Annotated in this window: 27 protein-coding genes; 18 read left to right on the top strand and 9 right to left on the bottom strand. The window is 67.7% G+C overall.

Features of this window, described 5'->3' with window-relative positions:
- Positions 1-127 precede the first annotated feature (127 nt).
- The 3 genes from ACOCMH_RS30530 to mpl are packed head-to-tail and all read right to left on the bottom strand — an operon-like array spanning position 128 to position 2,795.
- Positions 128-781 (bottom strand): chorismate--pyruvate lyase family protein, encoded by a 654-nt coding sequence (locus ACOCMH_RS30530; RefSeq protein WP_427311283.1) that lies wholly within the window; start codon positions 779-781, stop codon positions 128-130.
- Positions 778-1,392, bottom strand: a complete 615-nt coding sequence (locus ACOCMH_RS30535) for a YqiA/YcfP family alpha/beta fold hydrolase (RefSeq protein ID WP_427311285.1) — start codon at positions 1,390-1,392, stop codon at positions 778-780. Before ACOCMH_RS30535 ends, ACOCMH_RS30530 begins: the two co-directional genes overlap by 4 nt.
- Positions 1,393-1,406: 14 nt before the next feature.
- On the bottom strand, positions 1,407-2,795 hold the full coding sequence (gene mpl / locus ACOCMH_RS30540; RefSeq protein WP_427311287.1) for a UDP-N-acetylmuramate:L-alanyl-gamma-D-glutamyl-meso-diaminopimelate ligase: 1,389 nt from the start codon (positions 2,793-2,795) through the stop codon (positions 1,407-1,409).
- Positions 2,796-2,985: 190 nt separating this feature from the next.
- Here mpl and ACOCMH_RS30545 point away from each other — a divergent pair, with 190 nt between their 5' ends.
- From ACOCMH_RS30545 to ACOCMH_RS30590, 10 genes are all read left to right on the top strand, one after another.
- Entirely contained in the window at positions 2,986-3,675 is a 690-nt protein-coding gene (locus ACOCMH_RS30545; protein ID WP_427311289.1) for a UDP-N-acetylmuramate--alanine ligase, read from the top strand.
- 57 nt (positions 3,676-3,732) lie between these two features.
- Positions 3,733-4,281, top strand: coding sequence for a TlpA family protein disulfide reductase (locus ACOCMH_RS30550; RefSeq protein ID WP_427311291.1), 549 nt, complete (start codon positions 3,733-3,735; stop codon positions 4,279-4,281).
- A 196-nt stretch (positions 4,282-4,477) separates the two neighbouring features.
- On the top strand, positions 4,478-4,975 hold the full coding sequence (gene aroQ / locus ACOCMH_RS30555; protein WP_171517719.1) for a type II 3-dehydroquinate dehydratase: 498 nt from the start codon (positions 4,478-4,480) through the stop codon (positions 4,973-4,975).
- A 166-nt stretch (positions 4,976-5,141) separates the two neighbouring features.
- Positions 5,142-5,609 carry an acetyl-CoA carboxylase biotin carboxyl carrier protein gene (gene accB, locus ACOCMH_RS30560; RefSeq protein WP_427311293.1) on the top strand — a complete coding sequence of 156 codons (468 nt, stop codon included), beginning with the start codon at positions 5,142-5,144 and terminating at the stop codon, positions 5,607-5,609.
- A gap of 246 nt (positions 5,610-5,855) precedes the next feature.
- On the top strand, positions 5,856-7,208 hold the full coding sequence (gene accC / locus ACOCMH_RS30565; RefSeq protein ID WP_171517717.1) for an acetyl-CoA carboxylase biotin carboxylase subunit: 1,353 nt from the start codon (positions 5,856-5,858) through the stop codon (positions 7,206-7,208).
- Positions 7,209-7,247: 39 nt separating this feature from the next.
- Positions 7,248-8,141: a 50S ribosomal protein L11 methyltransferase gene (gene prmA / locus ACOCMH_RS30570; RefSeq protein WP_427311296.1), complete on the top strand. Its 894-nt coding sequence runs from the start codon at positions 7,248-7,250 to the stop codon at positions 8,139-8,141.
- 9 nt (positions 8,142-8,150) lie between these two features.
- The gene (locus ACOCMH_RS30575; RefSeq protein ID WP_427311297.1) at positions 8,151-9,578 is read left to right on the top strand and encodes a DUF3426 domain-containing protein; all 1,428 of its coding nucleotides are present in this window, start codon (positions 8,151-8,153) and stop codon (positions 9,576-9,578) included.
- Between the two features lie 98 nt (positions 9,579-9,676).
- On the top strand, positions 9,677-10,177 hold the full coding sequence (tpx, locus tag ACOCMH_RS30580) for a thiol peroxidase (RefSeq protein ID WP_171517714.1): 501 nt from the start codon (positions 9,677-9,679) through the stop codon (positions 10,175-10,177).
- Positions 10,178-10,303: 126 nt separating this feature from the next.
- Positions 10,304-11,251 (top strand): carbohydrate kinase family protein, encoded by a 948-nt coding sequence (locus ACOCMH_RS30585; RefSeq protein WP_427311299.1) that lies wholly within the window; start codon positions 10,304-10,306, stop codon positions 11,249-11,251.
- Positions 11,252-11,286: 35 nt separating this feature from the next.
- Positions 11,287-11,763, top strand: a complete 477-nt coding sequence (locus tag ACOCMH_RS30590) for a hypothetical protein (RefSeq protein WP_427311300.1) — start codon at positions 11,287-11,289, stop codon at positions 11,761-11,763.
- Positions 11,764-12,008: 245 nt separating this feature from the next.
- On the opposite strand, the gene ACOCMH_RS30595 is transcribed toward ACOCMH_RS30590, so the two are convergent.
- Positions 12,009-12,602: a histone H1-like DNA-binding protein gene (locus ACOCMH_RS30595; protein ID WP_427311302.1), complete on the bottom strand. Its 594-nt coding sequence runs from the start codon at positions 12,600-12,602 to the stop codon at positions 12,009-12,011.
- 1,517 nt (positions 12,603-14,119) lie between these two features.
- On the opposite strand from ACOCMH_RS30595, the gene ACOCMH_RS30600 reads away from it, so the two are divergent.
- Entirely contained in the window at positions 14,120-14,584 is a 465-nt protein-coding gene (locus ACOCMH_RS30600; protein ID WP_427311304.1) for a DUF2147 domain-containing protein, read from the top strand.
- A gap of 125 nt (positions 14,585-14,709) precedes the next feature.
- Here ACOCMH_RS30600 and ACOCMH_RS30605 read toward each other — a convergent pair whose 3' ends face one another.
- The gene (locus ACOCMH_RS30605; RefSeq protein WP_427311305.1) at positions 14,710-16,815 is read right to left on the bottom strand and encodes a TonB-dependent receptor; all 2,106 of its coding nucleotides are present in this window, start codon (positions 16,813-16,815) and stop codon (positions 14,710-14,712) included.
- Between the two features lie 179 nt (positions 16,816-16,994).
- On the bottom strand, positions 16,995-17,867 hold the full coding sequence (locus ACOCMH_RS30610) for a LysR family transcriptional regulator (RefSeq protein WP_427311307.1): 873 nt from the start codon (positions 17,865-17,867) through the stop codon (positions 16,995-16,997).
- A gap of 129 nt (positions 17,868-17,996) precedes the next feature.
- Here ACOCMH_RS30610 and ACOCMH_RS30615 point away from each other — a divergent pair, with 129 nt between their 5' ends.
- From ACOCMH_RS30615 to ACOCMH_RS30625, 3 genes are all read left to right on the top strand, one after another.
- Complete coding sequence (locus ACOCMH_RS30615; RefSeq protein ID WP_427311309.1) at positions 17,997-18,389, top strand: tautomerase family protein; 393 nt, start codon at positions 17,997-17,999, stop codon at positions 18,387-18,389.
- Between the two features lie 201 nt (positions 18,390-18,590).
- Entirely contained in the window at positions 18,591-19,982 is a 1,392-nt protein-coding gene (locus ACOCMH_RS30620) for a GntP family permease (RefSeq protein WP_427311311.1), read from the top strand.
- A 98-nt stretch (positions 19,983-20,080) separates the two neighbouring features.
- Entirely contained in the window at positions 20,081-20,914 is an 834-nt protein-coding gene (locus ACOCMH_RS30625; RefSeq protein WP_427311313.1) for an aldo/keto reductase, read from the top strand.
- 18 nt (positions 20,915-20,932) lie between these two features.
- On the opposite strand, the gene ACOCMH_RS30630 is transcribed toward ACOCMH_RS30625, so the two are convergent.
- Positions 20,933-21,358 (bottom strand): hypothetical protein, encoded by a 426-nt coding sequence (locus tag ACOCMH_RS30630; protein ID WP_427311315.1) that lies wholly within the window; start codon positions 21,356-21,358, stop codon positions 20,933-20,935.
- Positions 21,359-21,565: 207 nt separating this feature from the next.
- Between ACOCMH_RS30630 and ACOCMH_RS30635 the strand changes: the two genes are divergently transcribed.
- Both ACOCMH_RS30635 and ACOCMH_RS30640 read left to right on the top strand, forming a co-directional pair.
- Positions 21,566-22,144: a BPSL1445 family SYLF domain-containing lipoprotein gene (locus tag ACOCMH_RS30635; RefSeq protein WP_427311317.1), complete on the top strand. Its 579-nt coding sequence runs from the start codon at positions 21,566-21,568 to the stop codon at positions 22,142-22,144.
- Between the two features lie 110 nt (positions 22,145-22,254).
- Positions 22,255-23,154, top strand: coding sequence for a recombination-associated protein RdgC (locus ACOCMH_RS30640; RefSeq protein ID WP_427311319.1), 900 nt, complete (start codon positions 22,255-22,257; stop codon positions 23,152-23,154).
- A gap of 48 nt (positions 23,155-23,202) precedes the next feature.
- Here the strand turns inward: ACOCMH_RS30640 and ACOCMH_RS30645 are convergent, their stop codons facing one another.
- On the bottom strand, positions 23,203-23,646 hold the full coding sequence (locus ACOCMH_RS30645; protein ID WP_427311321.1) for a thioesterase family protein: 444 nt from the start codon (positions 23,644-23,646) through the stop codon (positions 23,203-23,205).
- 267 nt (positions 23,647-23,913) lie between these two features.
- Between ACOCMH_RS30645 and ACOCMH_RS30650 the strand changes: the two genes are divergently transcribed.
- Both ACOCMH_RS30650 and ACOCMH_RS30655 read left to right on the top strand, forming a co-directional pair.
- Positions 23,914-24,906, top strand: coding sequence for a Bug family tripartite tricarboxylate transporter substrate binding protein (locus ACOCMH_RS30650; protein ID WP_427311323.1), 993 nt, complete (start codon positions 23,914-23,916; stop codon positions 24,904-24,906).
- Positions 24,907-24,909: 3 nt separating this feature from the next.
- A complete protein-coding gene (locus ACOCMH_RS30655; protein ID WP_427311325.1) occupies positions 24,910-25,134 on the top strand; it encodes a hypothetical protein in 225 nt (74 codons plus the stop codon).
- Positions 25,135-25,181: 47 nt separating this feature from the next.
- On the opposite strand, the gene ACOCMH_RS30660 is transcribed toward ACOCMH_RS30655, so the two are convergent.
- Positions 25,182-25,703, bottom strand: a complete 522-nt coding sequence (locus ACOCMH_RS30660) for a DNA-binding protein (RefSeq protein WP_427311327.1) — start codon at positions 25,701-25,703, stop codon at positions 25,182-25,184.
- Positions 25,704-25,793: the final 90 nt, after the last annotated feature.

Raw genomic sequence — 25,793 nt, forward strand, 5'->3', positions numbered from 1 at the left:
GCGGCGCGCGCGGTGCCAGTGGAGGCCTGTCGCGAGGCGCCGGTCGCGCCGCACGGGCGCGGCCTGAGACCCGGAATGATACCGCACCCCGGTCCGGCCGCCCGGGGGCCAGCACCGGCACGGTGCGTCAGCCTTCGCGGGTTGCGGTAGCTGGCGTCGAAGCGCCTCGGCCTGTGGTCCGCAAATACCTGGGATGCGGTACCGCCTCGGTCCCCGGGGCCGGCCGCGATAGCAGGTCCGGCAGGAACACTTCGGTCACGAGCATCACGCCGTCGCCGCGCCGGAACACCGAGCGCCGCGCGGTCAGCATGGGCACGGGCGCCATGGCCGGCAGCACGCGGTGCAGGGCCTGGCGCAGCGGGTGGTGCGGCAGCAGGCGCGCAAACTGGAACGGCTCGCGCTGCACCGCCGGATCGACGAACAGGCGCCCGCCCAGAGGGCGCTCGCCCAGCCCGCGCAGGAACGGCCAGTCGCGGCGCGCATGGCGCAGGCGCACCACGGTGTGGGCGAATACGGCGGGGATGTCATCGCAGATCAGCAGCACCTCGCGCGCCAGCGCCGGGGTGCGGTCAGGCTGGCCGAGCGCCTGCCATTCGTCGGCCAGCGGGCGCTGCGGCGCCTGGAGCAGCCGCGCCACGCGAAAGCGCGCGGAGGCGGCCACCAGCCGCGCCGTCAGCGAGCCGTCATCGCCGGTGACCCAACGCCGCAGGTTAGGCGGAATGGCCGCATCGAAGGCCAGGTGCGGCCTCCAGCCGCAGCGGCGCACCGACTGCGCGCTCATGCCGGGCCGGCGCCGGCCGGCGTCTTGCCACCGGGACCATAGCCGCAGAAGGCGAGCACATCGTCGACGTAGTCGGCAAATTCGCTGATGCCGTGGTCGCTGCCCTCGATCACGCGGATATTCGCGCCGGGGCAGGCGTGCACCATTTCGCGATAATCCAGCACCTCGTCGCCGGTGGCCGCGATCAGGTAGTAGCGTTCGGGGCGGGTGATGGTGTCCACGCGCAGGTCCAGCAGCTCCTGCAGGTGGCGGCGCTCGACCGTGACCGAACCGCCGCCGTGCCACAGCGGCTGTTCGCCCAGGTATGTCTCGAGGTCGGTCCAGGGATGGATCGCGGGATTGAGCAGGACTGTCTTGCAGCCGTGCTGCTCGGCCAGCCAGCGCGCATAGAAGCCGCCCAGCGACGAGCCGACGATGGCGATTTCCTGGTCGCCACCCGCCTGCGCCGCGCGGATCGCCGCTTGTGCCTGGGCCATCGCCATGGCCGGCGAGACATTGAGCGTGGGACAGGCGTAGTACCGCCCCACGCCCCACTCGCGCATGCGCGCCTGTACCAGCTGGGCCTTGAATGATTGGGGGGAAGAGCGGAATCCGTGCAGATACAGCAGCATGGCGTTGCGTCCGGTCAGCGCGTCGTGCCCTGGGCCAGCGCGTCCAGCAGTTTCTGGTGCACGCCACCGAAGCCGCCGTTGCTCATCACCAGCACATGGTCGCCCGGCTGCGCCGCAGCGCGCACGGCCTGCACCAGCGCGCCCAGGTCCTGGAACGCGGTAGCGGTGGCGCCCAGCGGCGCCAGCGCTTCAGCTAGGTCCCAACCCAGCGCGTCCTTGCCGGCGGGAGCGCCGTAGCCGAACACCAGGTCGGCCTGCTCCAGGCTGGCCGGCAGCTGCGCCTTCATCACGCCCAGCTTCATGGTGTTGGAACGCGGCTCCAGCACCGCCAGGATGCGGCCCTTGCCGACGCGGCGGCGCAGCCCATCCAGCGTGGTCTGGATGGCGGTCGGATGGTGGGCGAAATCGTCGTAGACCGTCACGCCGCCGGCCATGCCGCGCACTTCCATGCGACGCTTGACGTTGGCGAAGCGCGACAGCGACGCGATCGCCTGCGCGGCCGGCACGCCGACGTGGCGCGCGGCGGCAATCGCGGCCAGCGCGTTCATGCGGTTGTGGGTGCCCTGCAGGTCCCAGACCACGGTGCCGGCGACAGCGTCGCCGAACCACACCTCGAACGCATCCTTACCCGACGCTGCCTGGGTGCCGGCAGCGTCGCTCTCGCGCCAGTCGCCCACGCCAAACTGCTCCACTTCGCTCCAGCAGCCGCGCTCCAGCACGCGCGCCAGGCTTTCTTCCAGGCCGTTGACGACGATCCGGCCCTGGCTAGGTACAGTGCGCACCAGGTGATGGAACTGGGTCTCGATCGCAGCCAGATCCGGGAAGATGTCGGCGTGATCGTATTCCAGGTTGTTCAGGATGGCGGTGCGCGGGCGATAGTGGACGAACTTGCTGCGCTTGTCGAAGAAGGCAGTGTCGTACTCGTCGGCCTCGATCACGAAGAAATCGGATTCGGTCACCCGCGCCGAGATGCCGAAGTTCTGCGGCACCCCGCCCACCAGGAAGCCCGGGTTGTAGCCGGCATCTTCAAGAATCCACGCCAGCATCGACGTGGTGGTGGTCTTGCCGTGCGTGCCGGCCACTGCCAGCACCCACTTGCGCGCCAGCACGTGCTCGCCCAGCCATTGCGGGCCCGACACATAAGGCAGGTTGCGGTCGAGGATGGCCTCCATCAGCGGGTTGCCGCGCGAGACCACGTTGCCGATCACGAACAGGTCCGACTCCAGCGACAGCTGGGCAGGGTCGAAGCCCTCGATCAGTTCGATTCCCTGGGCTTCGAGCTGGGTGCTCATCGGCGGGTAGACGTTGGCATCGCAGCCGGTGACACGGTGGCCGGCCTGCTTGGCCAGCACCGCCAGGCCACCCATGAAGGTGCCGCAGATGCCAAGGATATGAATATGCATGGGTTCCCGGAAAGACTTGAAGCCCGCAGGCGTGGGGATTCGGGCCCGGCGGCGCGGCGGCTGGGTTGGAGCCTTTCGGTGCGGCGGCGGCCAGGCAGGAAGCCTTCGATTGTACCCGAGCGCCAGCGCCCTTCGCTGCACTGCGGGAGCCCGCACAACGCGTGGGCGAACGCCTCCGGTATCATGGGGCATGAACCGACGTACCGCCCCTGACCCCTCCCGCCTGCGCGAGGAAATCGCCCAGGCCGCCGCCCGCATGATTGCCGAGGACGGTGCCGACTACGCCACCGCCAAGCGCAAGGCCGCGCGCCAGGTGCTGGGCGAACAGCGCGTCCCGGGCGAATGGCTGCCCGACAACGAGCAGGTCGAGGCCGAAGTGCGCGCCTACCAGGCGCTGTTCCACGCCGACAGCCAGCCGCGCGTACTGGCGCTGCTGCGCCGGCTGGCGGTGGTGGCCATGCAAGACCTGGCGCCGTTCCGGCCCTACCTGGTCGGGGCCGTGCTCAATGGCACCGCCACGGAACACTCGGATATCTATCTGCAGTGCTTCTGCGACAGCGCCAAGGACGCCGCGCTGCACCTGATCAATGCCGGGGTCGACTTCGAAACCAGCGAGAGCCGCCACTTCGGCGGCCGCGGCGAGGTCGAGACGCTCAGCTTCCTGTGGAAGGGCCAGTGGCCCGATCGGCGCGAGGCGCGCCTGCTAGCCGGAGAAGTCCGCGGGGAACTGGGTGCGCCAGTCGGCATCCATATAGCCCTGTATGATGCCGTCGATGAACGCGGCGCGGTGCGGGCAGACGCCTCTGGCCGCGCGGCACGCGCGGATGTGCAAGCCGTGCAAGCGCTGCTGGATGCCTCCGACGCCGCCGGCAACGCCTGACGCACCCACCTTACCTGAGGCACCCACCTTACCTTTACTGGTCCCCACGCGATCCCCATGACTGAAACCGTCGCTCCGCCCGCCCGCCGCTCCCGCCTCTGGCTGTGGATCGCTGTCGCCGTGATTGCCTGCGCCGCCGGGGCGTTCGCCGGGCTGTTCGTGTTTTCGCCCAAGCCTGCCAATGAACAGGCCGTCGAGACTTTGTTCCAGTCGCGCCTGCCGGACCCGGCCGGCACAGAACTCGATCTGGGCAAGTTGCGTGGCAAGACCGTGGTGGTCAACTTCTGGGCGCCCTGGTGCGGGCCGTGTGTCGAGGAAATGCCGGAACTGACCGCGCTGCATGAAGAGTTCAAGCACCGACAGGTTGAGTTTGTCGGCATCGGCATCGATTCCGCCGCGAACATCCAGCAGTTCACCCAAAAAGTGCCGGTGGCCTATCCGCTGGCCGTGGCCGGCTTTGCTGGCACGGAGTTGTCCCGTAATTTTGGCAACAGCGCTGGTGGACTGCCCTACACCGTCGTCATCAATCCTGACGGATCGGTCAAGTACCGCAAGATGGGACGCGTGACAGCGGACGAATTGCGCGCCGTGCTCCCGCGCACCTGACGCATTCTTCTGGCAACGTCGCCGAATTGCGCCGATTTTTTGAGAACTATCAACGTCACGGCCCGTTTTGGGGCGAAAGTGCTCAAAAGGCCCTCGCGGCGGCGTTGGTGGCTGTAAAGCCTTGTATCGCCCGCTAGACAAATCCCTCTAAGCTACGGTAATCTCCGCGCAATTTCGTTGATCTGGTCGAGCCGCCGTGACTGCAACCCGCTCCATCCGTCGCTCACCCCGCTACCGCAAGGTGCTGGTCCTGCATGGGCCAAACCTTAACTTGCTGGGCACGCGGGAGCCAGAGACTTATGGGCACACCACGCTGGCTGATATCGACGCAGCCCTTGCGGAACGTGCGGCGAAAGCCGGCATTACGCTGGATTCGTTCCAGTCCAACCACGAGGGAGCGCTGGTCGACCGCATCCACGCCGCCCGCGTGGCAGGGGTCGAGTTCATCATCATCAACCCGGCGGCCTACACGCATACCAGCGTGGCGCTGCGCGACGCGCTGGCCGGCGTGGCGATCCCGTTCATCGAGGTGCACCTGTCGAACGTGCACCGGCGCGAAAGCTTCCGGCACCACTCCTATTTCTCGGACGTGGCGGTCGGGGTGGTCTGCGGGCTGGGCTGGCAGGGTTACCTGCTGGCGCTGGACTATGTACTGGGCCAGGAGCAGCCCCCACCCGAGAGTTCGGGGAGCTGAACCCCCACAAGGATTTTTTGACAACCTGCGCGCGCCGCCCGGCGGCCTGCGCCCGTTGGCGTGCCTCGGCACGGCGGGCGTGGATTTCCGGTGGCCGGCACAACGATTGTTCCGCCATGGCCCGGTCCGGGCAGCGGCGGGAAACCCGATTCAGGAGGATAAAAAGATGGACCTGCGCAAGCTGAAGACGCTTATCGACCTGGTGGCCGAATCCGGCATCTCCGAGCTGGAAGTCACCGAAGGCGACGGCAAGGTACGCATCGTCAAGCAACCGCCGCAAGTCATCGCCGCGCCGATGGCCATGCCGCAGATGCAGGCCCTGCCGGCCGCCGCGCCGGCCGCGGCCGCTCCCGTCGGCGCCGCCGCACCGGCTGCCGAGCCCGCCGCCCAGCTGCCCGCCGGCCATGTGGTGACCTCGCCAATGGTGGGCACGTTCTACCGCGCCCCGTCGCCGGGCGCCGCGCCGTTCGTCAACGTCGGCGACTCGGTCAAGGAAGGCCAGACCGTCTGCATCATCGAAGCCATGAAGCTGCTCAACGAAATCGAGTGCGACAAGGCCGGCGTCATCAAGGAAATCCTGGTCGAGAACGGCCAGGCCGTGGAATACGGCCAGCCGCTGTTCGTCATCGGCTGACCCTGACCGGCATGCCGGCCCCGGGGCTGCCGCAGGCCGCGCAAGCGGTCCATTGCGGCCCTTCCCGCGCGGCATGCCACGGTGCTTCCCGCGTCAGGGACGTTGTGGGCTTCGCGGCCCGTTCCGTGCAGTTCCATGCAGTTCCCGCAGTTTCGCGGCCCGGATGGCCACAGGCCATCACGGAGCGCGCCCGGCGTGCCATTGCGCCACGCAGCGGGACCGCTACTGTTCTCGCAGAGAGAGACCATGTTTGAAAAAATTCTGATCGCGAACCGCGGCGAAATCGCCCTTCGCATCCAGCGCGCCTGCCGCGAACTGGGCATCAAGACGGTCGTGGTGTACTCCGAGGCCGACAAGGAGGCCAAGTACGTGCGCCTGGCAGACGAAGCCGTCTGCATCGGCCCGGCCCCGTCGCCCCTGTCATACCTGAACATGCCCGCCATCATCTCGGCCGCCGAGGTGACCGATGCGCAAGCCATCCACCCCGGCTACGGCTTCCTGTCCGAGAACGCGGACTTTGCCGAGCGCGTGGAAAAATCCGGCTTCGTCTTCATCGGCCCGACCGCCGACAGCATCCGCCTGATGGGTGACAAGGTGTCGGCCAAGCAGTCGATGATCAAGGCCGGCGTGCCGTGCGTGCCCGGCTCCGACGGCGCGTTGCCCGACGATCCCAAGGAAATCCTGGCGACCGCGCGCCGCGTCGGCTACCCGGTGATCATCAAGGCCGCCGGCGGCGGCGGTGGCCGTGGCATGCGTGTGGTGCATACCGAAGCTGCGCTGATCAACGCCGTCAACATGACGCGCGAAGAAGCCGGCCGCGCCTTCGGCAATCCCGAGGTCTACATGGAGAAGTTCCTCGAGAACCCGCGCCATGTGGAAATCCAGATCCTGGCCGACCAGCACAAGCAGGCCATCTGGCTGGGCGAGCGCGATTGCTCGATGCAGCGGCGCCACCAGAAGGTGATTGAGGAAGCGCCCGCACCCCATATCCCGCGCCGCCTGATCGAGCGCATCGGCGACCGCTGCGCCGAGGCCTGCAAGAAGATGGGCTACCGCGGTGCCGGCACCTTCGAGTTCCTGTACGAGAACAACGAGTTCTACTTCATCGAGATGAACACGCGCGTGCAGGTCGAGCACCCGGTCACCGAGATGATCACCGGCGTCGACATCGTGCAGGAGCAGATCCGCATCGCCTTTGGCGAGAAGCTGCGCTTGCGCCAGAAGGACGTGCAGTTCCGCGGCCACGCGATCGAATGCCGCGTCAACGCCGAGGATCCGTTCAAGTTCACGCCGTCGCCGGGCCGCATCACCGCCTGGCACATGCCCGGCGGCCCGGGTGTGCGGGTGGACTCGCACGCGTATGATGGCTACTTCGTCCCGCCCAACTACGATTCGATGATCGGCAAGATCATCACCTACGGCGCCACGCGCGAGCAGGCCATCGCCCGCATGCGCATCGCCCTGTCGGAAATGGTGGTGGACGGCATCCAGACCAACGTGCCGCTGCACCGCGAGCTGATGATGGACGCCAACTTCGTTGAAGGCGGCACCAGCATCCATTATCTCGAGCATCGCCTGGCAGAACGCGCGAAGGCCTGAGCATCGGTCTGAGCAACCCGCAGCAACAGAAGGAAGCCCGTGGCATTTCAGGAATGTGTGATCGAAGTGGCGCAGGACCAGGCCGAGGCCTGGTCTGACGCCCTGTTCGACCTCGGCGCGCTGTCGGTCTCGGTGGAAGACGCCGATGCCGACACGCCCGATGAACAGCCGCTGTTTGGCGAGCCCGGGCTGGAACCGAAGCAACTCGCGTGGAACCGCTCGCGCGTGGTCGCGCTGTTCGGCGACGACGCCGATCCGGCCGTGGTGGTGGCCGCCGCCGCCAACCAGCTCGACCTCGACCCGGTGCCGGCGTTTGAGCTGCGCGCGGTCGAGGACCAGGACTGGGTGCGGCTGACGCAATCGCAGTTCGAACCGATCCGCATCGGCGAACGCATCTGGGTGGTGCCATCATGGCACGACGCACCCGAGCCCGATGCCGTGGTGCTTGAGCTCGACCCGGGCCTGGCCTTCGGCACCGGCAGCCATCCCACCACGCGGCTGTGCATGCAGTGGCTGGAGCAGAACCTGAAGGCGGGCGAAACCGTGCTCGACTACGGCTGCGGCTCCGGCATCCTGGCGATCGTGGCGCGCAAACTGGGCGCGGGCGACACGGTCGGCATCGACATCGACCCCAACGCGGTCGAAGCGTCGCGCTACAACGCCGAACGCAACCACGTCGAGGCGTCGTTCGCGCTGCCGGAATCCGTGTCCGAAGCCAGCTACGACCTGGTGGTTGCCAATATCCTGTCCAATCCGCTCAAGCTGATGGCCGCCATGCTGAGCGCACGCGTGCGCGCCGGCGGGCGGCTGGTGCTGTCCGGCGTGCTCGAGCGCCAGGCCGAAGAAGTCGCCGCGGCCTACGCGCCCTGGCTGCCGCTGACGGTGTGGCGCAGCGAGGAAGGCTGGGTCTGCCTGCACGGCACCCGCCCCTGAATCCACCCCATGGCCGCCGTCAAGCTAGTCACGCGCTGCCCGGCCTGCCGCACCGCCTTCCGGCTGGTCGCCGACCAGCTGCGCCTGCGCCAGGGGCTGGTGCGCTGCGGCCAGTGCGAAACGGTGTTCGACGCGCGCGAGCACCTGATCGAGATTCCCCTGCCAGCGGGCACCACCGCGGGCAGTGCTCCGGCACCGAAGCCGGCAGCGGCTCCCGCGCCTGCCCCAGCGGCCGCTGAAGCCGCCACGCCGCCCGCATCGGCGCAAGCCGTACCGCCGACTGCCGCACCGACGCAGGCCTTCACCCCGACCATCGACCCTGGCTACGACGTGCCGGCGCTGGATGCGCCGACGATGCTGATGTCGTCGCCCGAGGACACCGCCGTGCCACCGCAGGCCGGCATGGACGATGCCGAGATTGAGCGCGCGCTGCGCGAAGCCAACGCAGCCGTCGCCGACCGCGATGCGCGCGACGCGCAGCGCCAGGCTGAAGGCGCGGTCGCCGAAGCGGCCTCGGCACCGGCGGCGCAGCAGCCCACTCCGGCATTTGCCTGGCCGGCGCTCGATCACGGCGCACTCGATAGCCCGGCCGGGAAACCTGCGGCGCCGGCTCCCGGCGCCATTCCCAGCGCAAGTGAATTCCTGCGCGCGGCATCGGCCGATACCGCGCCCGAGGCCGCGCCGTGGCCGGATCACACGCCGCGCCCGGCTGACATCCCCTCCCACCCGCAGCCGCCCGCGTCGCCGGCCGCGGTCCCCGCCGCTGGCGACGACGACGATGCGCCCGCCGCCGGTACCGACACCATTCCCAGCGCCACCGGCGGCGCCGTCGCGCGCGAGCAGGTGACCCGTCGCTGGGTCCGCGCCGAAGCGCCGGCCGGGCCGGTCTTCGCTCCTGACTTCCTGCGGCACGCGCGCGAGCGCGAACGCGAACGCCAGCCGCGCCAGCCTGTTGCGGTGCCGCGCGCTGCCTGGCCCGTGCTTGCCGTGGTGCTGGCCATCGCCGCACTGTTGCAGCTGGCATACCTGGGTCGCAGCCAATTGGCCGGGCATTTGCCGATGCTGCGCCCGGCACTCGAGGCGGCATGCGCGCCGCTGGGCTGCACCGTGCCGCCGTGGCGCGACATCGATGCGCTGCGTATCGAGACCTCGCAATTGCAGCGCCAGGATGAAGGCGGCGACACCTACCTGCTGGCCGTCACCCTGCGCAACCTCGGCCGCGCCAGCACCGCGCTGCCGGCGATCGAACTGGTGATGACCGACCTGCAGGACCAACTGCTGCTGCGCCGGGTGCTGCAGCCCGGGGAGTACCTGGAGCCGTCGCAGCAGGCCTTTGCCGCGCAAGGGCTGCGCGCGGGCATGGAGCTGCCGGTTCGGGTACGATTCCGGACGCAGCAGGCGCCAGCCAACTATCGCGTGCTGATTTTTTACCCCTGAATTCCTGGCCCGCCGCCGGACCGAATCCGAGTCTGGCGGCGGGCCTTGCCCCCGCTCCGGACCACAACCGGAAACCCATCAGATCTCAAGGAGTAGACATGAGCAACGTCACCCTCGGCGGCAACGCCATCGAAGTCGCAGGCAAGTTCCCGCAAGCCGGCGACAAGGCCCCCGCCTTCTCGCTGGTCGGCAAGGACCTGAAGGACGTCACGCTGGCCGACTTCGCCGGCAAGCGCAAGGTGCTGAACATCGTCCCGAGCCTGGATACCCCGGTGTGCCAGGCCTCCGCGCGCAAGTTCAACGAAGCCGCCAGCGGCCTCGCCAATACCGTGGTGCTGACCATCTCCGCCGACCTGCCGTTCGCCATGGGCCGCTTCTGCAGCGCCGAAGGGCTGGCCAACGTGGTGCCGCTGTCGACCATGCGCGGCGCCGAGTTCAAGGCCAACTATGGCGTCGACATCAAGACCGGCCCGCTCGCCGGCGTGACCGCCCGCGCCGTGGTGGTGCTCGACGAGAATGACACCGTCAAGTACAGCCAGCTGGTGCCCGAGATCAAGACCGAGCCCGACTACGACGCCGCCCTGGCCGCGCTGAAGTAACACGCGGCGCGCCTGCGATGTCAGCGGCCGCCCGCGACCACGGGGCGGCCGCTTCTGTTTTCTGCATGACTGCTTGCGCCCGCAAGGGCTTCTATCCACCAAACCAACCCGACACCTGGAGAGAGCATGGCCAGCCTGATCTGCGGCTCCGTCGCCTACGACACCATCATGACGTTCGACGGACGCTTCCGCGAACACATCCTGCCGGACCAGATCCACATGCTGAACGTCTCGTTCCTGGTGCCCGGCATGCGCCGCGAGTTCGGCGGCTGCGCCGGCAACATCGCCTACACGCTGAAGATGCTGGGCGGCGATCCGGTGGTGATGGCCACCGTCGGCATAGACGCCGAGCCCTACCTGGAATACCTGCGCAAGCTGGAGATCCCCACCGGCCACATCCGCGTGCTGCCGGAGACCTTCACGGCGCAGGCCATGATCACCACTGACCTGGACAACAACCAGATCACCGCCTTCCACCCTGGCGCAATGAGCCAGTCGCAGCTGAACCATGTCAAGGACGCGCTGGGCGGCGCGGCTGCGCCGAGCCTGGGCATCGTCGCGCCCGACAGCCGCGAAGGGATGCTGCACCACGCGCGCCAGTTCGCCGAAGCCGGCGTGCCGTTCATCTTCGACCTGGGCCAGGCCATGCCGCTGTTCAACGGCGACGACCTGCGGGAGTTCGTTGAACTCGCCAGTTACGTGACAGTCAATGACTACGAGGCGCAGGTCCTGCTGTCCCGCACCGCGTGGACCAGCGCCGAGGTTGCCGCGAAGGTCCGTGCCTTCGTCGTCACGCACGGCGAACGCGGCGCCAGCATCTTTGCCGATGGCCGCCAGTACGCGATCCCGGCCGTTGCGGCCGAGCGCATCGTCGACCCGACCGGCTGTGGCGACGCCTTCCGCGGCGGCCTGCTGTTCGGCATTGAAAACGGATTAGACTGGGAAACGACTGGCCGCCTGGCATCGCTGATGGGCTCGGTCAAGATCGCGCAGCAGGGTCCGCAGAACCACTGGTTGTCGCGCGAGGAAATCGGCAGCCGGTTCCAGTCTGCATTCGGGTACCGCTACGCCTGAGTTGCGGCCGCGCGTGGCGATTTTCGGGAACTGACATGAACCACAAGCTACGCGGCGGCGCGATTGCCGTCCTTGGGGCCACCCTGGTTGCCACGCTGGCGGCCGGCTGCGCCACGCAATCCAATTCCAACAGCGTCTACGGCACCGGCCAGGCACAGCGCGAGCAGACCGTGCGCTACGGCGTGGTCGAAGGCATCCGCGAGGTCACCATCCAGGGCTACCAGAGCGGCGCCGGCACGCTTGCTGGTGGCGCCATTGGCGGCATCGCGGCCGGCAGCACCATCGGCGGCGGCAACGGCGCGGTGGCGGCCGGCATCCTCGGCGCGGTGCTGGGCGGAATCGCCGGCAGCGCGGCGGAGAACAAGATCAACCAGCGCCGCGCGCTGGAGATCACCGTGCGCCTGGACAACGGCGAGATGCGCGCGATCACGCAGGAGGCCGACGAAGCCTTCCGCCCCGGCGAACGGGTGCGGCTGCTGTCCTCGGGCGGCGTGACCCGCGTCACGCACTGACGGCCAGTCACCCAAGGCGCAGCCCCAGGCGCCGCACCCGCAAGGGTGCGGCGCTTTTTCTTTGGCCGAGCGGGCGACCCGGCCCGCGCGCCCATGAAAAAACCCGCCGGGCGGTTGCCATCGGCGGGTTGGCAAGACCAGGTGTCTTGCGGACCGGATACGCGGTATCCGGTCATATGGGCACGACTTGCGTGCCGTCGTGGTTCCTTGCGGAACGGGTAAGTCCCACGCCGTGGCGGCGCAGCTTACGGACGGTTGCCCGTCGGGAACGGCCAGGCAGCAGCCGGGTTCAGCGCGGTCTTGGCAGCCGAAGCGGGAGCAGCGGCAGGGGCCGCGGCAGGCTTGGCGGCAGCCTTCTTGGCAGCCGGCTTCTTGGCAGCAGCCTTCTTGGCGGCCGGCTTCTTCGCAGCAGCCTTCTTGGCCGGTGCAGCCTTCTTGGCAGCAGCCTTCTTGGCGGGCGCCTTCTTGGCAGCAGCCTTCTTGGCCGGTGCTGCCTTCTTGGCGGCAACCTTCTTCACCGCGGCCTTCTTGGCCGGTGCCTTCTTGGCAGCAGCCTTCTTGGCCGGTGCGGCCTTCTTGGCGGCGACCTTCTTCACTGCGGCCTTCTTGGCCGGTGCCTTCTTGGCGGCTGCCTTCTTGGCCGGTGCGGCCTTCTTGGCGGCGACCTTCTTCACCGCGGCCTTCTTGGCCGGTGCCTTCTTGGCGGCTGCCTTCTTGGCGGCTGCCTTCTTGGCGGCCGGTGCAGCCTTCTTGGCGGCGACCTTCTTCACAGCAGCCTTCTTGGCGGCCGGCTTGGCGGCCTTCTTAGCCGCCGGCTTTTTCTTTGCAGCAGTTGCCATGGATAACTCCTTCACTAGAGAGTGAATATCGAATGACCTAAGTTGGCGACCCGACCGACCCGAGGCGCGCCACAGCAGCGCGGCCCCAGTCGAGCGAGCGATTCATCGGCGTGCGGCCCGACCACTGCTGCACGCTAATGAATTCGGTTGCAGGCGCACCGCCCATGGCGGTGACTTGGCGGCCGGCGCGAGCCCGCAAGCGGGTCTCGGGCACATGCCGCGCCCTGGAATATTCGATCAGCCCGCACCGCCCGTTGAGCCGGCGCGCGGCCAGAAATGAGGAGATATCGGACAGCTGGCCTGCGGTGCGGGCTTGGCCTCGCGCACGGCAGGCGGCATTCATTCGGTGGTAGCGGGTCCAACCCGTTAATGGACCAAGGGAGACTGCACGCGTTTTAAGAAGCCGGTCGGGCCTGGTCTGCGTCAAAGTTCTCGTGCTCCTCAGCTACTACCTTCGTCATTGCATCGAAGCGCGCATCGCGCTGGTTCGGTTCATCTTGCTTCCTGCTTCGCTGCAATGAAGTGAGACTCTTGTCAAGGCGAATCATAATTCGTTTGCACCATGATGTTAAGAAAAAAGTGCAAAAAAACTTGCCTGCATGTATCGCTCCAACTAGTTCTCACGCGCGTCGTCACGAAGACGTTGCCGACGACATCCAAACGCGTCGCGCGCATGCCAGTGCGGACGCCTACCTCGCATGCTCGCGCACGCTGTGCGATACCCCTTCGCTGATGGCTCGCGCCGCAGCTTTTACACACCGCCGCACGTATCGATGACACGCCGCGCAGCGTGCGCGCGACCACCGCGAAACGCTCTGCCGCGCGTCATCGCGCTTTCCGAAAAGCCGCATGGACAAAGGCTTTGCGGGCGATGCACCGAAACGCGGGCGACACCACTCACGCCGTGCGGCGGCGTGCTTCGACACGCGCGCGACGTGAACACCGGTGCGCGCTCTGCATGCTTTACACACTCGACCCGGCACGCGCACACCGCGCCGAGGCCAGTGCTCGACGACGCCGGCGTCGATCGCTGCGCGACACCATCGCCGAACGTGCGCGAGAGTGATGCGTGCACGCAACGGTTTGCATCGACGCAACATAGCAAGGGCATCGCGGAGGCATTGAAGCGTTGCGATCGAGCCAAGCCGCGACGACAGCGAAGCATCGCGGCAACACTCCGGCAGTCGCTGCGACGAAGTCTCGTCGTGCATGCTTGGCGCGAGCGCTTGCCGTTCGAATCCGGAGCGCGCGCGCTGTGCTCTGCGGATGCGTTCGCGCGCTCTCGAAGCATGCGGCAAGGTGCCGCCTGGCGCGTCGTACGTCCGCTTAGAGGATTGCTTCAACGGCTTCGCGCAGGCGCGTTTTGCTGCGCCACAAAAACCCGCAAACGCCCGCTCCGTGCGGCCTGGCGGGCAGCAGGCAGGGGCCGCCGACAGACCCGCGCCGGTCGGCGGCGGATTGCGGCGCGGCGGCTGCGCCAGTAGATTGGCGTGGCTACGGACCTCAAAGGAGACATCATGCGCAGCCCTTCCCCCCTTGCTTCCACCGTGCGCGCCGCGGTGCTTGCCGCCACCCTGCTCGGCAGCGCCGCGGCGATGGCGCAGGCCACGCCCAGCGGCACGTGGAAGACCATCGACGACAACACCGGCAAGCCGCGCGGGCTGGTCGAGATCACCGAGAAGAACGGCGTCTACAGCGGACGCCTGCTCAAGAGCTTCGTCGACAGCGACGGCAAGCCGCGGGTCTGCGACAAGTGCACCGACGCACGCAAGGACCAGCCGATCATCGGCATGACCATCCTGTCCGGCCTGCGCAAGACCGGCGACAACGAGTGGAGCGGCGGCGAGATCCTGGATCCGGAGAACGGCAAGGTCTACAAGAGCAAGATGTCGCTGGCCGAGGATGGCAACAAGCTCAGCGTGCGCGGCTTCATCGGCATCAGCCTGATCGGGCGCACCCAGACCTGGGAGCGCGAGCACTGATCGCTGCCGGGACTCAGGGTTTCTCCGGGGCATGCCGTGGCATGCCGGCTTGAAGGAGAAACGCCAGGCGAAAAAAAACCGGGCGGTTCATCACCGCCCGGTTTTTTTGTCCACGATGCTGCGCTTTACATGCGGTAGCGCAGGGTCGCCATGACGCTGCGCGGCGCGCCCGGCATGTTGAGGTTGGGGTTGGTCCCGTGCGCCGAGACGATGTAGCCCTTGTCGAACAGGTTGTACAGGTTCAGCTGGGCTTCGAAGGCGCCGCGGCGATACCAGGCCATCGCATCGGCGGTGACGTAGCCGGGCAGGGTCACGGTGTTCTGCGGGTCGGCATAGCGCGCGCCCACCAGGTTGGCGCCGACACCGACACCGAAGCCGTGGCCCAGGTCCTTGGTGACCCAGACGTTGCCGGAGTGGCGCGGCGTGATGGTGGCGCGCTTGCCCTGCAGCGCGGCGGTGGACTTGGTGATGGTGGCGTCAAGGTAGGCGTAGCCGGCCAGCATGCGCCAGCCGCTGCCGAGCTCGGCCGCGCCCGAAAGCTCCACGCCATCGGTGCGCTGCTCGCCGATGGGCAGCAACGCCGTGTTGGTGGCGTTGGCGACCTTGATATTGCTGCGCTCCAGGCGGAACACGGAGATCGTCGTGCTGGCCTTGCCGTTGAGCCAGTCGTACTTGGCGCCCACCTCGGTATTGTTGGTGGTCTCCGGCGACAGGTCCGCATTGTTCGCCGCCAGGGCAAACGCCTCGCCCGACGGCTGGAACGACTTGCTCCACGACACGTAGTACGACTGCGCCTTGGTCGGCTGCCACACCAGGCCGGCACGCGGGCTCCAGGCGGAGTCGCTGCGCGACAGGTCGCGCTGGCCGGCGATGCGGTTGCGGGTCTCCTGCTGGAAGTTGTCGTAGCGCACGCCCACCAGCGCCTTCCACTGCTCGCTGAAGGTGATCATGTCCTGGGTGTAGAACGCGAGCGTATCGAAGATGCCCAGGTTCGAGGTGGTCGGGTTGCCCGGCGCCTGGCGCGGCAGCACCGGCAGCACCGGGTTGAACAGGTCGAAGCTGCCCGGCACCGGCTTGGTGTTGTTGATCTGGTCCTTGTTCTGCTGGCCGATCTCCATGCCGTACAGGATCTCGTGCTTGGTGCCGAAAATCGTCGCCTTCTGGATCAGGTCGGTCTGGTTGAACCAGCCATGTTCTTCGCGGCGGACATTGCCGTGGTTCATGGTGAGGGTGCGCGCCGCTTCGTTGACCGCGGAGGTCAGCGTGTTGTTCCGATCCAGCGAATAGTGGTAATACCGCGTCGCATTGCGGATCGACCAGTTCTCATTGAAGCGATGGTTGATCGTGGCGGTGCCGGAGAACACGCGCGACTGCGAGTAGTCCGCATCGCGCGCGTTGGCCGCGCCGTAGTAGCGCGACGCCGGCACGTCCACGGGCCGCCCCTGGTAAGCCGGGATGCCGAAGTCGGTCACGCGGCGGTCTTCCAGGTAGTCAGCCTGGAACAGCACGGTGGTCTCGGGCGCCACGCGCAGCTCCAGCGACGGCGCGATCGCCTTGCGGTCGAGGAACTGCTGCGAGCGGTAGCTGTTGGCCTTCTCCACCGCGCCCGTGATGCGGAACGCCGCGGCGCCGTCGGCGAACACGCGGCCCACGTCGGCTTCGGCGCGGCGGTCGGCCCACATGCCATAACTCAGCGCGAAATCGGTGACGTCGATGCCCGGCTTCTTGGTGACGCGGTTGATCAGGCCGCCCGACGAACCGCGCCCGTACAGCACGGCCGCCGGTCCCTTGATGACCTCGACGCGGTCGACATTGGACAGATCGCGAAAGTACAGCGCGTCGTCGCGGATGCCGTCGACGAACTGGTCGGCGATGGCGGTGAAGCCGCGGATCGACACCTGGTCGCGCTGGCCATCGCCGGTGGAGAACGACACGCCCGGCACGTTCTTGAGCGCATCCTGCATCGAGGTGGCGTGCTGGTCGCGCATGACCTCGGCGGTCACCACGTTGACGGTCTGCGGGACGTCGCGCAGCGGCGCTTCGGTTTTGGTGGCGCTGACCGCATTGGGCGGGTTGTAGCCCTCGCCCAGCTCGCGGCTGACGTCAGCCTTGACGGTGACTTCCGGCAGCTGCGCCGAAGCCGCCGGTGTGGCCTGTGCCCATACCAGCGTGGGTTGAAAAACGAAGCTCCCCGCCACCGCGGCACATATCGGGTGAAGTTTTATTCTCATGGCCTGTAATCGACTGTAATAACTTTCAATAATCGGGCGCATTATCGATTACGGACTCGTCATGGTCAACGAGATTGCGAATTATTCCCATTCCCAATTCACATATGTTGCTTTCACCACAACTGCAGCGGATAACAAGGCCCGATTTGTGATCTTTGTTCGACTCGCGCGGATCGCGCTCAGGCCAGTTGCACGGCAAGCGCATCGCGCGCCTCGGCAATGAATGCCGACTCCCCACGCCGGCCCGGCAGCAGGAAGAACTCCGCCTCGGGCAGCCGCGGCAGGCCCAGCCGGGCGACGGTGGCGGCGTCGAGCGGCGCCACGCCGGGCCCGATCGCCGACGCGTTCAGGCACGACATGCCCAGCCCCGCCGCCAGCGCCAGATGCAGCCCCGCCACGCCAGACGCGGAGTGCGCGATCTCGAACGGCACCCGCTTGCGCAACAGCCGCTGTACCACGTACTGGTGCAGCGAGCAGGTATCCGGCAGCAGCACCAATGGCAGGGTCGCCGACAGGCTGTCGGCCTCCGCCGGCGCCGCCACCCAGGCGAGCGGCTCGCGCCGCAGCACGGTGCCGCGCGCGGCCGTCCCGCGCGTACCCGGCAGCCGCATGCTGAGGCCGATATCAAAGGCGTCGTGCTCCGCGGCGGCATCGATGGCCGCGCTCTTCATCACCGTCACGTGCAGGCGCAGATAGGGATAGCGCTCGCGCAGGCGCCGCAGCATCCCGGCGATCTCGCCCGGGCGGAAATAGTCGGTCACCGCCAGGCGCAGTTCGCCTTCCAGCGCATGGCCACGCAACTCCTGCAAGGCCAGTTCGTTCAGCGCCAGGATGCGCCGCGCGTGCGCCAGCAGCCGCTGCCCGGCCGGGGTCGGCTGCGCGCCGTGGCGGCCGCGGGTCAGCAGCGGCACGCCGGCGCGCTCCTCCAGCTTGCGCAGTTGCTCGCTGACCGATGACTGCGACAGGAACAGCCTGGGCGCCGCGGCAGAGAGGCTGCCGCTGTCGGCTACCGTCACAAAGGTGCGCAACTGGTCGGTGTCGAATCCACGCATGGCAAGCCTCCGGCAGGGCGAATTGGTTTCGGAATAGTCGATGGAATGTATCGGTTATTCCCGCTTTTCCGATACTACACCACGCCCTACCATGGCTTCACCAACCCGCCCAAACCCAAGGAGCCCGCCATGCCCCACATCGTCCTGCACCTGTCCGGCCAAGCCGATGCCGACCTTACCCGCCGCAGCGCCAGGGCGATTGCCGACCTGACCGAGCGCGCGCTCGGCAAGCAGCGCGACGTGATTGCCGTCACGGTCCAGTACATCCCGCACGACAGCTGGATCATCGCCGACGCGCCGCTGTCCGAGCAGGGCCGCAACGCCTTCCACCTCGATATCAGCGTGACCGATGAAACCAACACCAAGGCGGAGAAGGCGCAGTTCATCGCGGCCGTGTTCGAGACCATGTCGGGCCTGCTCGGCAACCTGCATCCGGTCTCATACGTCCACGTGATCGACGCCCGTGCCGCGGCGTATGGCTACGGCGGGCGCACGCAGGAGTATCGCCATCAGCATGGGTAAAGCTGGCCTTCTCCTTCATGCCGGCGGCCGCCACCGCTGCGGCCGCGGCGAGCCCCGAGGTTTCGCCGCGAGCCAAGCTGTGGCACAGTCGCCGGCTGATCCCTTTTCCTGACGCACAGAAAGAGACAACGCGCCACAAGCGCCGGCCCCCGCGCGGCAACGGACCGCACCTCAGGAGAAGGCAACCCTGAAGGAGATCCGATGTCGTTCCTGATCGTACTGGCAGCCCTTGCCTTTCTGATGTTCGCCGCGTACCGCGGCTACAGCGTGATCCTGTTCGCGCCGATCGCCGCGCTGGCGGCGGTGCTGCTGACCGACCCGTCGGCGGTGGCGCCGGTCTTCACCGGCATCTTCATGGAGAAGATGGTCGGCTTCGTGAAGCTGTATTTCCCCGTGTTCTTATTAGGCGCGGTGTTCGGCAAGGTGGTCGAGTTGTCGGGCTTTTCCGAGTCCATCGTCGCCGCGGCGATCCGCTATATCGGGCGGTCGCGCGCCAACGCGGTGATCGTCGCGGTGTGCGCGCTGCTGACCTATGGCGGCGTGTCGCTGTTCGTGGTGGTGTTCGCGGTCTACCCGTTTGCCGCCGAGCTGTATCGCCAGAGCAACATCCCCAAGCGGCTGATGCCGGGCGCCATCGCGCTGGGCGCGTTCTCGTTCACCATGGATTCGCTGCCGGGCACTCCGCAGATCCAGAACATCATCCCCACCAACTTCTTCAATACCACCTCGTGGGCCGCGCCGGTGCTGGGCGTGGCGGGGTCGCTGTTTATCCTGGTGGTGGGCCTGAGCTACCTGGAATGGCGCCGCCGTGCCGCGGCCGCGCGCGGCGAGGGCTACGGCACCAACCTGCGCAACGAGCCCGAACGCAGCCAGGCCGGCAAGCTGCCGCATCCGCTGCTGGCGCTGCTGCCGCTGGTGGTGGTGGGCGTGGCCAACTTCTGGCTGACGCGGATGATTCCGCTGTGGTACGGCGCATCCAGCAGCGTGGCGCTGCCCGGGCTGGCCAACCCGGTGGAAACCAAGATCGCCAGTGTCACCGCGATCTGGGCGGTGGAAGGCGCGCTGCTGCTGGGCATCGCCGTGGTGCTGGTGACCGCCTTCGGCGCCCTGCGCGAGCGCTTTGCCGAGGGCACCAAGGGCGCGGTCGGCGGCGCACTGCTGGCCTCGATGAACACCGCGTCGGAATACGGCTTTGGCGGCGTCATCGCCGCACTGCCCGGCTTTCTGGTGGTCAGCGATGCGCTGCGCGCCATCCCCAATCCGCTGGTCAATGCCGCGGTCTCGGTCAGCACGCTGGCCGGCATCACCGGCTCGGCCTCGGGCGGCATGAGCATTGCGCTGGCGGCGATGTCGCAGACCTTTATCGCGGGCGCGCAGGCCATGCAGATTCCGTTGGAGGTGCTGCACCGGGTGGTGTCGATGGCCAGCGGCGGCATGGACACCCTGCCGCACAACGGCGCCGTGATCACGCTGCTGGCAGTCACCGGCCTGACGCACCGCGAGTCCTACCGCGATATCTTCGCGGTCACGCTGATCAAGACCGCCGCGGTGTTCTTTGTCATCTCCGTGTATTTTCTGACCGGACTGGTTTGAAGCGTTGCCGGCCCGCGCGGGTTGTACATTGCCGGTGTTGTTAACTAGTGTGGTTGGGTGCCGCCGGGCGCCCGACCCGGCCAAACTGGAAGCCACCGATGAAGCAAGTCACCCTGCCCGACGGCGAGCGCGTCCCGGCGCTCGGCATGGGCACATGGAATATGGGCGAGTCGGCCGCCGCGCGCGCCGAAGAGATCGCCACGCTGCGCCTGGGGCTGGACCTGGGCCTGCGCCTGATCGATACCGCCGAGATGTACGGCGAAGGCCAGTCCGAGGCCATGATCGGCGAGGCCATCGCCGGCCGGCGCGACCAGGCCTTCCTGGTCAGCAAGGTCTACCCCTTCAATGCCAGCCGGCGCGGCACCGTGCAGGCGTGTGAGCGCAGCCTGAAGCGGCTGCACACCGACCGCATCGACCTGTATCTGCTGCACTGGCGCGGCGGCGTGCCGCTGGAAGAGACCGTGCAGGCCATGGAGGCGTTGCAGCGCGACGGCAAGATCCGCCACTGGGGCGTCAGCAACCTGGACCTGTCCGATATGCAGGAGTTGTGGGACGCGCCCGGCGGCAGCCGCTTGGCTGCCAACCAGCTGTTGTACAACCTGGGCCGGCGCGGCATTGAATGGGACCTGTTGCCATGGCTGCGCCAGCGCGGCGTGCCGGTGATGGCCTATTCGCCCATCGAGCAGGCACGGCTGCTGGGCAACCCCGGGCTAAAGCGCTTCGCCCGCGACCACGGCATGACCGCCGCACAGGCGGCGCTGGCGTGGCTGCTGGCGCAGGACGGCGTCATCGCCATCCCCAAGACCAGCCGGCGCGAGCGCCTGCAGGAGAACCTGGGCGCGCTGTCCAAGACGCTGTCGCCGGCCCAGCTGGCCGAGTTCGACCGCATCTTTCCGCCGCCCGACGGCCCCGGGCCGCTGGAAATGCTCTGAAGCGCGGCCGGCCCGCCGTCAGTTCTGGCCGGCCAGGTAGCGCTCGCGCTCGACGTAGCGCACCAGGTAGCTGCGCGCCTTGTCGCGGGTGTCGGTGGTTACGCGCGCCGCCGCCTGGCGCGCGCTGCTCTTGCCGTGCGATGACGACATCTGCGCCTCCAGATAGCCGCGGAACGCATCGTGCATCGCTTCCAGTTCAGGCTGGCACGCGGATAGCGCCAGGTCGGCCACGTCCTTCGACTGGCCCTTGGCCGACAAGTTGTCGTTCGCCCTCTTCTGCGTGCAGTCCATGTACTTGGCGCGCAGCGCCTGCCAGCCACTGGCGGGATCGGCGGCCGCGGACGCGCTCGCGCTGACATCGTTGGACGGACCCGGGGGCTGGGAAGCGCAGGCGGCCAGCAGGGCCAGCGAGGCCAGTGGCAGGGCGGTGAGAAGTTTTTTCATGGCGAATCGAGGCGGTCACAGGGCGCAGCGGCGTCACATGGGAGTTGGCTATGGGACGTACCGGGCGCAAGGCCCATTATTTTTGCCGCGAACGGCCATCCCGTACCACCTTCGTCACAAATGGAAACGACTCCTTGGCCTGAATCATTTGCCGGGGTGATTTCGGCGCCTATGCTTCAAAGACGACAACAACACCAAGGAGACGACATGAAACGTCGAACCTTCCTTTCGGCCAGCGCGGGTCTGGCCCTCGGCAGCCTGGCCATGGGCGCCTGCACCACCACCAAGCCCGGCGCGCCCAGCGACAAGGCGGCACGCCGGCGCGAGCTGGACTCTGGCGCGGACGCCACGCTGTCGCGCCTGTACAGCACGGTCAACGGCTCGCGCGAGCTGGGCAACCGCGCGCGCGGCATCCTGGTGTTCCCGAAGACCCTCTCGGCCGGCTTTATCGTCGGTGGCGAGTATGGCGACGGCGCCTTGCGCTCGGGCGGCGCCACGCGCGGCTATTACCGCCTGATTGCGGGCTCGGTGGGCTGGCAGATCGGTGCGCAGTCCAAGGCCGTCATCCTGATGTTCATGACGCAGGAAGCCTACGACAAGTTTGTGCGCAGCAGCGGCTGGACCGCGGGCGTCGATGCCACCGTGGCAGTGGCCACCGTTGGCGCAAACGGCGTGCTCGATACCAATACCGCCCAGCAGCCCATCGTCGGCTTCGTCATGACCAATGCCGGCCTGATGGCGGGCCTGAGCTTCGAGGGCAGCAAGATCAGCAAGCTCGACCTGTAACGGCGGGCTTGCCGTGGTCCGCCGCGGGGCCGTTGTGCCGCGCGGCGCCCTGCATTTTTCGCGGCCGTGGTCCGCGAGCGGATAGAATTCGTCCCTTTGGCCGAATTCCCATGTGGTTCAAGAATCTGCAGGTCCATCGTTTCGCCGCCCCGTGGTCGCCTAGCGCCGACGAGGTCGAAGCCAGCCTGGCGAAGCACGCCTTCTTTCCCGGTACCAGCCTCGAAATGCAGACGCAAGGCTGGGCCTCGCCCCGTGACAACGGCCAGCTGGTCCATACCGTCGGCCGCCAGATGCTGCTGACGCTGCGCACCGAAAAGAAGCTGCTGCCGACCACCGTGGTCAACCAGGTCACGCGCGCCCGGGCTGCCGAGATCGAAGAGCAGCAAGGCTACAAGCCGGGCCGCAAGCAACTGAAGGAACTGAAGGAGCAGGTCACCGAAGAGCTGCTGCCGCGTGCCTTCAGCATCCGCCGCGACACGCGCGTGTGGATCAACCCGGACCATGGCTGGCTTGCCATCGACGCCGCCGCCGCGGCCAAGGCCGATGAAGTGCGCGGCATGCTGTTCAAGGCGCTCGACCCGCTGCCGCTGATCAACCTGCACGTCAACCAGTCGCCGGTGGCGGCCATGACCGAATGGCTGGCCGGCGATGCGGCCCCCGGCGGCTTCACCGTCGACCAGGAAATCGAGCTGCAGTCCGGCGCCGAAAGCAAGGCCACGGTCCGCTATGTGCGCCACCCGCTCGACCCGGAAGACCTGCGCCGCCATATCGCCGCCGGCAAGCGCTGCACGCGCCTGGCGATGACCTGGAACGACCGCGTCTCGTTCGTGCTCACCGACGGGCTGGTGGTCAAGAAGCTGGCGCCGCTCGACGTGATCAAGGAACAGGCCGACGGCACCGCGCACGATGAAGACGAGCGCTTCGACTCGGACTTCACCATGATGGCGGGCGAGCTGTCCGGCCTGCTGGCCGACCTGACCGAGGCGCTCGGCGGCGAGCGCAAGGCCTGACCCCGACCCTCTCGGAGGCGCTGCCACCGGGCAGCGCCTCGCCGGCGGCTATTCCACCCAGTTCACCTTCGGGAAGCGCCCGGCGAATCCCGCCGGCATCGCCACTACCCGCTTCGCCACGTAGTCGAAAAAGACGAAGCCCGACTTGGCCATCGCGATCAGCGCGCCATCGGCCGGCCGCGTGATGCGGAAGATGATATCGCCGCCGTACTTGTTGAAGTCCATCACGCCCACTTCGAACAGCAGCTGGTCGCGTGCATGGGCCTCGTTGCGGTACATCGTGGCCAGGTCGGTGACGATGATGCCCACCCCTTCCTCGCGCACGTCCGCGCCGCCGAATTCAAACAGGAACCGCGCCCGCGCCTCGGAGATCATCGAGATCATCGAATCGTTGGCAAGGTGGTTGGCCGAGTTGATGTCGGTCACGCGCACGGTCAGGTGCGTGGCGTAGCAAAGCTGGTCGGCGGGCAGGTCGAGTTTGAGGCGGGCCATGATCGGTCGGGCAAGAAGAAATGGATCAAACGCCGCACGCGCCACAAGGCGCCGGCAGCGGGCGCCATCATAAGCGATGCGCCGGCGCCGCCCGTGCCCCGATTGCACCGCCGCCTTCATCCGGGTAAGTACTCCCCACCGTTTTCGTCCATCCCGCCGATGCCACGGCGCATGGCGGCCTCGTACGCTGCGCTTTGCCATGGCCACCGGCGCATCGACGCCGCGGAGCCGCAAGCCGACACGATGTCAACGACTGGAGGAAACACCATGCAAGCCGACCGCCGCAAGGCACTGCAATGGCTGGGAGCCGGATCCCTGGCCGCCACCGCTTCAACCCTCGGCATCGGCCGCGCCTGGGCCCAGCAGGCCTGGCCGGCGCGCCCCGTGCGGCTGGTGGTGCCCTACCCGCCCGGCGGCGCCACCGACGTGCTGGCGCGCGCGCTGGGCGACCCGCTGGGCAAGCTGTGGCAGCGCCCGGTGATCGTCGAGAACCGGCCCGGCGTCGGCGGCATGATTGGCGCCGACGTGGTCGCCAAGGCGCAGCCGGACGGCTACACGCTGCTGCTGGCCCTGCCCAGCCTGGTACAGACGCCCTACATGGTGGCCAAGCCGCCGTTCGACCCGCTGCGCGACCTGACCGCCATCGGCCAGCTGTGCACCTCCAGCCTGGTGCTGACCGCCAGCAGCGCGATGCCGCGCACGCTACCGCAAATGGTGAGCCTGGCCCGGTCCCAGCCGGACAAGTACTCCTATGGCACCTACGGCATCGGCACCGGCGCCCATCTCTACATGCAGGTCTTCCTGAAGAATGCCGGCGCGCAACTGGTCCACGTGCCGTATAAAGGCGAGGCCCCGATCGCCACCGACCTGATCGGCGGCCAGATCTCGCTGGGCACGCTGTCGCCGATGACGGTGCGCCAGCACGCGCGCACCGGCAAGCTGCAGCCACTGGCCATGACCGGCAACACCCGCGCGCCGATGCTGCCCGACGTCCCCACCTTCCAGGAACTCGGCTTCAAGGGGCTGGACGGCCCGGCCTGGCTGGGCCTGTTCGCCACGGCCGGCACGCCGCAGGCCATCGTCGACAAGATCGCGGCCGACGTAGAAACCGTGATGACCGCGCCCGACATCCGCCAGCGCCTGGGCGACCTGGGGCTGATCGTCAAGACCACGCAGCCGGCTGCCTTCGCGGCGACGACCCGGGCCGACCAGGCGTACTGGGGCAACGTGATCAAGGAAAACAATATCCGCCTGGAGTGAGGCATGGCAGCGCCGGCGTCTGCTTGCAGATGCCGGCTATCCCGCACCGGCGGGGCGCCGGCGGAACATCGCAGCGGCATCGAGGGCATGGCGCAACGCGTGGCCGAGATCCAGGCGGCATTCGAGGAGAACGCCGAACTGGTGGCGGGCGCGGCTGAAGCCGCGCGGGCACAGCGGGCGCAGACGGAAGGCTTGAACCGGGAGGTCGGTGTGTTCCGGCTGGACTGAGGCCCGGCCGGGGATTAATCGTCTTTTTCGTCGCCCGGCGTGCCGCCTCAGGCAACCAGCTTGCGGACACGGCGCTCCATTGCCGGGACGATGTATCCGGCACTCTTGGCCAGATTGACCTGCATCGCGGCCGCAGCGACGTCCATCAGCGACGGTTCGATGTCGTAACCCTTCGCGTTCATCCACAACAGCACCTCCCACAAATGCCAGAGGGCACTGGCGCCTTCGTGCACCGGAGCGGGAAAGGAAGCCGGATGGCCGAGCATCAGCTTGCGCATGTTCTGGCGCGACATGCCGACCGTATCCGCAATGTCCGTCAGGCCAACCAGGTCCGGTGCCGCTTCGATCAGCGTGGCGGACGGCATGGCGCGCCTAGCATCGGTGAGCGCGCTGACGATGGCGTCGGCCGCTGATTCCGCCTCGCGGTCGAACGCCAGCGCAATCCGGCCGACCACGCCCATACCCACGGTCGCATCGTCGCATCCGGCTTCATAGAGGCGTTCGACCAGCGTGTCGGGATCGCTGTCATCCGCCGGCAACTGGTATCTCAGGGTGAACGCGTATTCCATGGCGGTGGTTTCTCCGTCAGCTCGATTGGCACCACGACTTCGTACCGATGCAAGCAGTTGTCCACGATCCGACGGATTCGGGTGGCGTGG

This window comes from Cupriavidus sp. H39, assembly GCF_050271075.1.
Classification (GTDB): domain Bacteria; phylum Pseudomonadota; class Gammaproteobacteria; order Burkholderiales; family Burkholderiaceae; genus Cupriavidus; species Cupriavidus necator_B.

Excerpts from the sequence above, each read along its gene's own strand:
- ACOCMH_RS30635 (WP_427311317.1), top strand. The coding sequence starts at position 21,566 with ATGAAACGTCGAACCTTCCTTTCGGCCAGCGCGGGTCTGGCCCTCGGC.
- tpx (WP_171517714.1), top strand. The coding sequence starts at position 9,677 with ATGAGCAACGTCACCCTCGGCGGCAACGCCATCGAAGTCGCAGGCAAG.
- ACOCMH_RS30595 (WP_427311302.1), bottom strand. The coding sequence starts at position 12,602 with ATGGCAACTGCTGCAAAGAAAAAGCCGGCGGCTAAGAAGGCCGCCAAG.
- ACOCMH_RS30530 (WP_427311283.1), bottom strand. The coding sequence starts at position 781 with ATGAGCGCGCAGTCGGTGCGCCGCTGCGGCTGGAGGCCGCACCTGGCC.
- ACOCMH_RS30535 (WP_427311285.1), bottom strand. The coding sequence starts at position 1,392 with ATGCTGCTGTATCTGCACGGATTCCGCTCTTCCCCCCAATCATTCAAG.
- ACOCMH_RS30590 (WP_427311300.1), top strand. The coding sequence starts at position 11,287 with ATGAACCACAAGCTACGCGGCGGCGCGATTGCCGTCCTTGGGGCCACC.
- ACOCMH_RS30625 (WP_427311313.1), top strand. The coding sequence starts at position 20,081 with ATGAAGCAAGTCACCCTGCCCGACGGCGAGCGCGTCCCGGCGCTCGGC.
- ACOCMH_RS30655 (WP_427311325.1), top strand. The coding sequence starts at position 24,910 with ATGGCAGCGCCGGCGTCTGCTTGCAGATGCCGGCTATCCCGCACCGGC.
- ACOCMH_RS30660 (WP_427311327.1), bottom strand. The coding sequence starts at position 25,703 with ATGGAATACGCGTTCACCCTGAGATACCAGTTGCCGGCGGATGACAGC.
- ACOCMH_RS30575 (WP_427311297.1), top strand. The coding sequence starts at position 8,151 with ATGGCCGCCGTCAAGCTAGTCACGCGCTGCCCGGCCTGCCGCACCGCC.
- ACOCMH_RS30650 (WP_427311323.1), top strand. The coding sequence starts at position 23,914 with ATGCAAGCCGACCGCCGCAAGGCACTGCAATGGCTGGGAGCCGGATCC.
- accB (WP_427311293.1), top strand. The coding sequence starts at position 5,142 with ATGGACCTGCGCAAGCTGAAGACGCTTATCGACCTGGTGGCCGAATCC.
- ACOCMH_RS30610 (WP_427311307.1), bottom strand. The coding sequence starts at position 17,867 with ATGCGTGGATTCGACACCGACCAGTTGCGCACCTTTGTGACGGTAGCC.
- ACOCMH_RS30550 (WP_427311291.1), top strand. The coding sequence starts at position 3,733 with ATGACTGAAACCGTCGCTCCGCCCGCCCGCCGCTCCCGCCTCTGGCTG.
- ACOCMH_RS30630 (WP_427311315.1), bottom strand. The coding sequence starts at position 21,358 with ATGAAAAAACTTCTCACCGCCCTGCCACTGGCCTCGCTGGCCCTGCTG.
- ACOCMH_RS30640 (WP_427311319.1), top strand. The coding sequence starts at position 22,255 with ATGTGGTTCAAGAATCTGCAGGTCCATCGTTTCGCCGCCCCGTGGTCG.
- ACOCMH_RS30645 (WP_427311321.1), bottom strand. The coding sequence starts at position 23,646 with ATGGCCCGCCTCAAACTCGACCTGCCCGCCGACCAGCTTTGCTACGCC.
- ACOCMH_RS30585 (WP_427311299.1), top strand. The coding sequence starts at position 10,304 with ATGGCCAGCCTGATCTGCGGCTCCGTCGCCTACGACACCATCATGACG.
- mpl (WP_427311287.1), bottom strand. The coding sequence starts at position 2,795 with ATGCATATTCATATCCTTGGCATCTGCGGCACCTTCATGGGTGGCCTG.
- accC (WP_171517717.1), top strand. The coding sequence starts at position 5,856 with ATGTTTGAAAAAATTCTGATCGCGAACCGCGGCGAAATCGCCCTTCGC.
- ACOCMH_RS30545 (WP_427311289.1), top strand. The coding sequence starts at position 2,986 with ATGAACCGACGTACCGCCCCTGACCCCTCCCGCCTGCGCGAGGAAATC.
- ACOCMH_RS30605 (WP_427311305.1), bottom strand. The coding sequence starts at position 16,815 with ATGAGAATAAAACTTCACCCGATATGTGCCGCGGTGGCGGGGAGCTTC.
- ACOCMH_RS30615 (WP_427311309.1), top strand. The coding sequence starts at position 17,997 with ATGCCCCACATCGTCCTGCACCTGTCCGGCCAAGCCGATGCCGACCTT.
- ACOCMH_RS30600 (WP_427311304.1), top strand. The coding sequence starts at position 14,120 with ATGCGCAGCCCTTCCCCCCTTGCTTCCACCGTGCGCGCCGCGGTGCTT.
- ACOCMH_RS30620 (WP_427311311.1), top strand. The coding sequence starts at position 18,591 with ATGTCGTTCCTGATCGTACTGGCAGCCCTTGCCTTTCTGATGTTCGCC.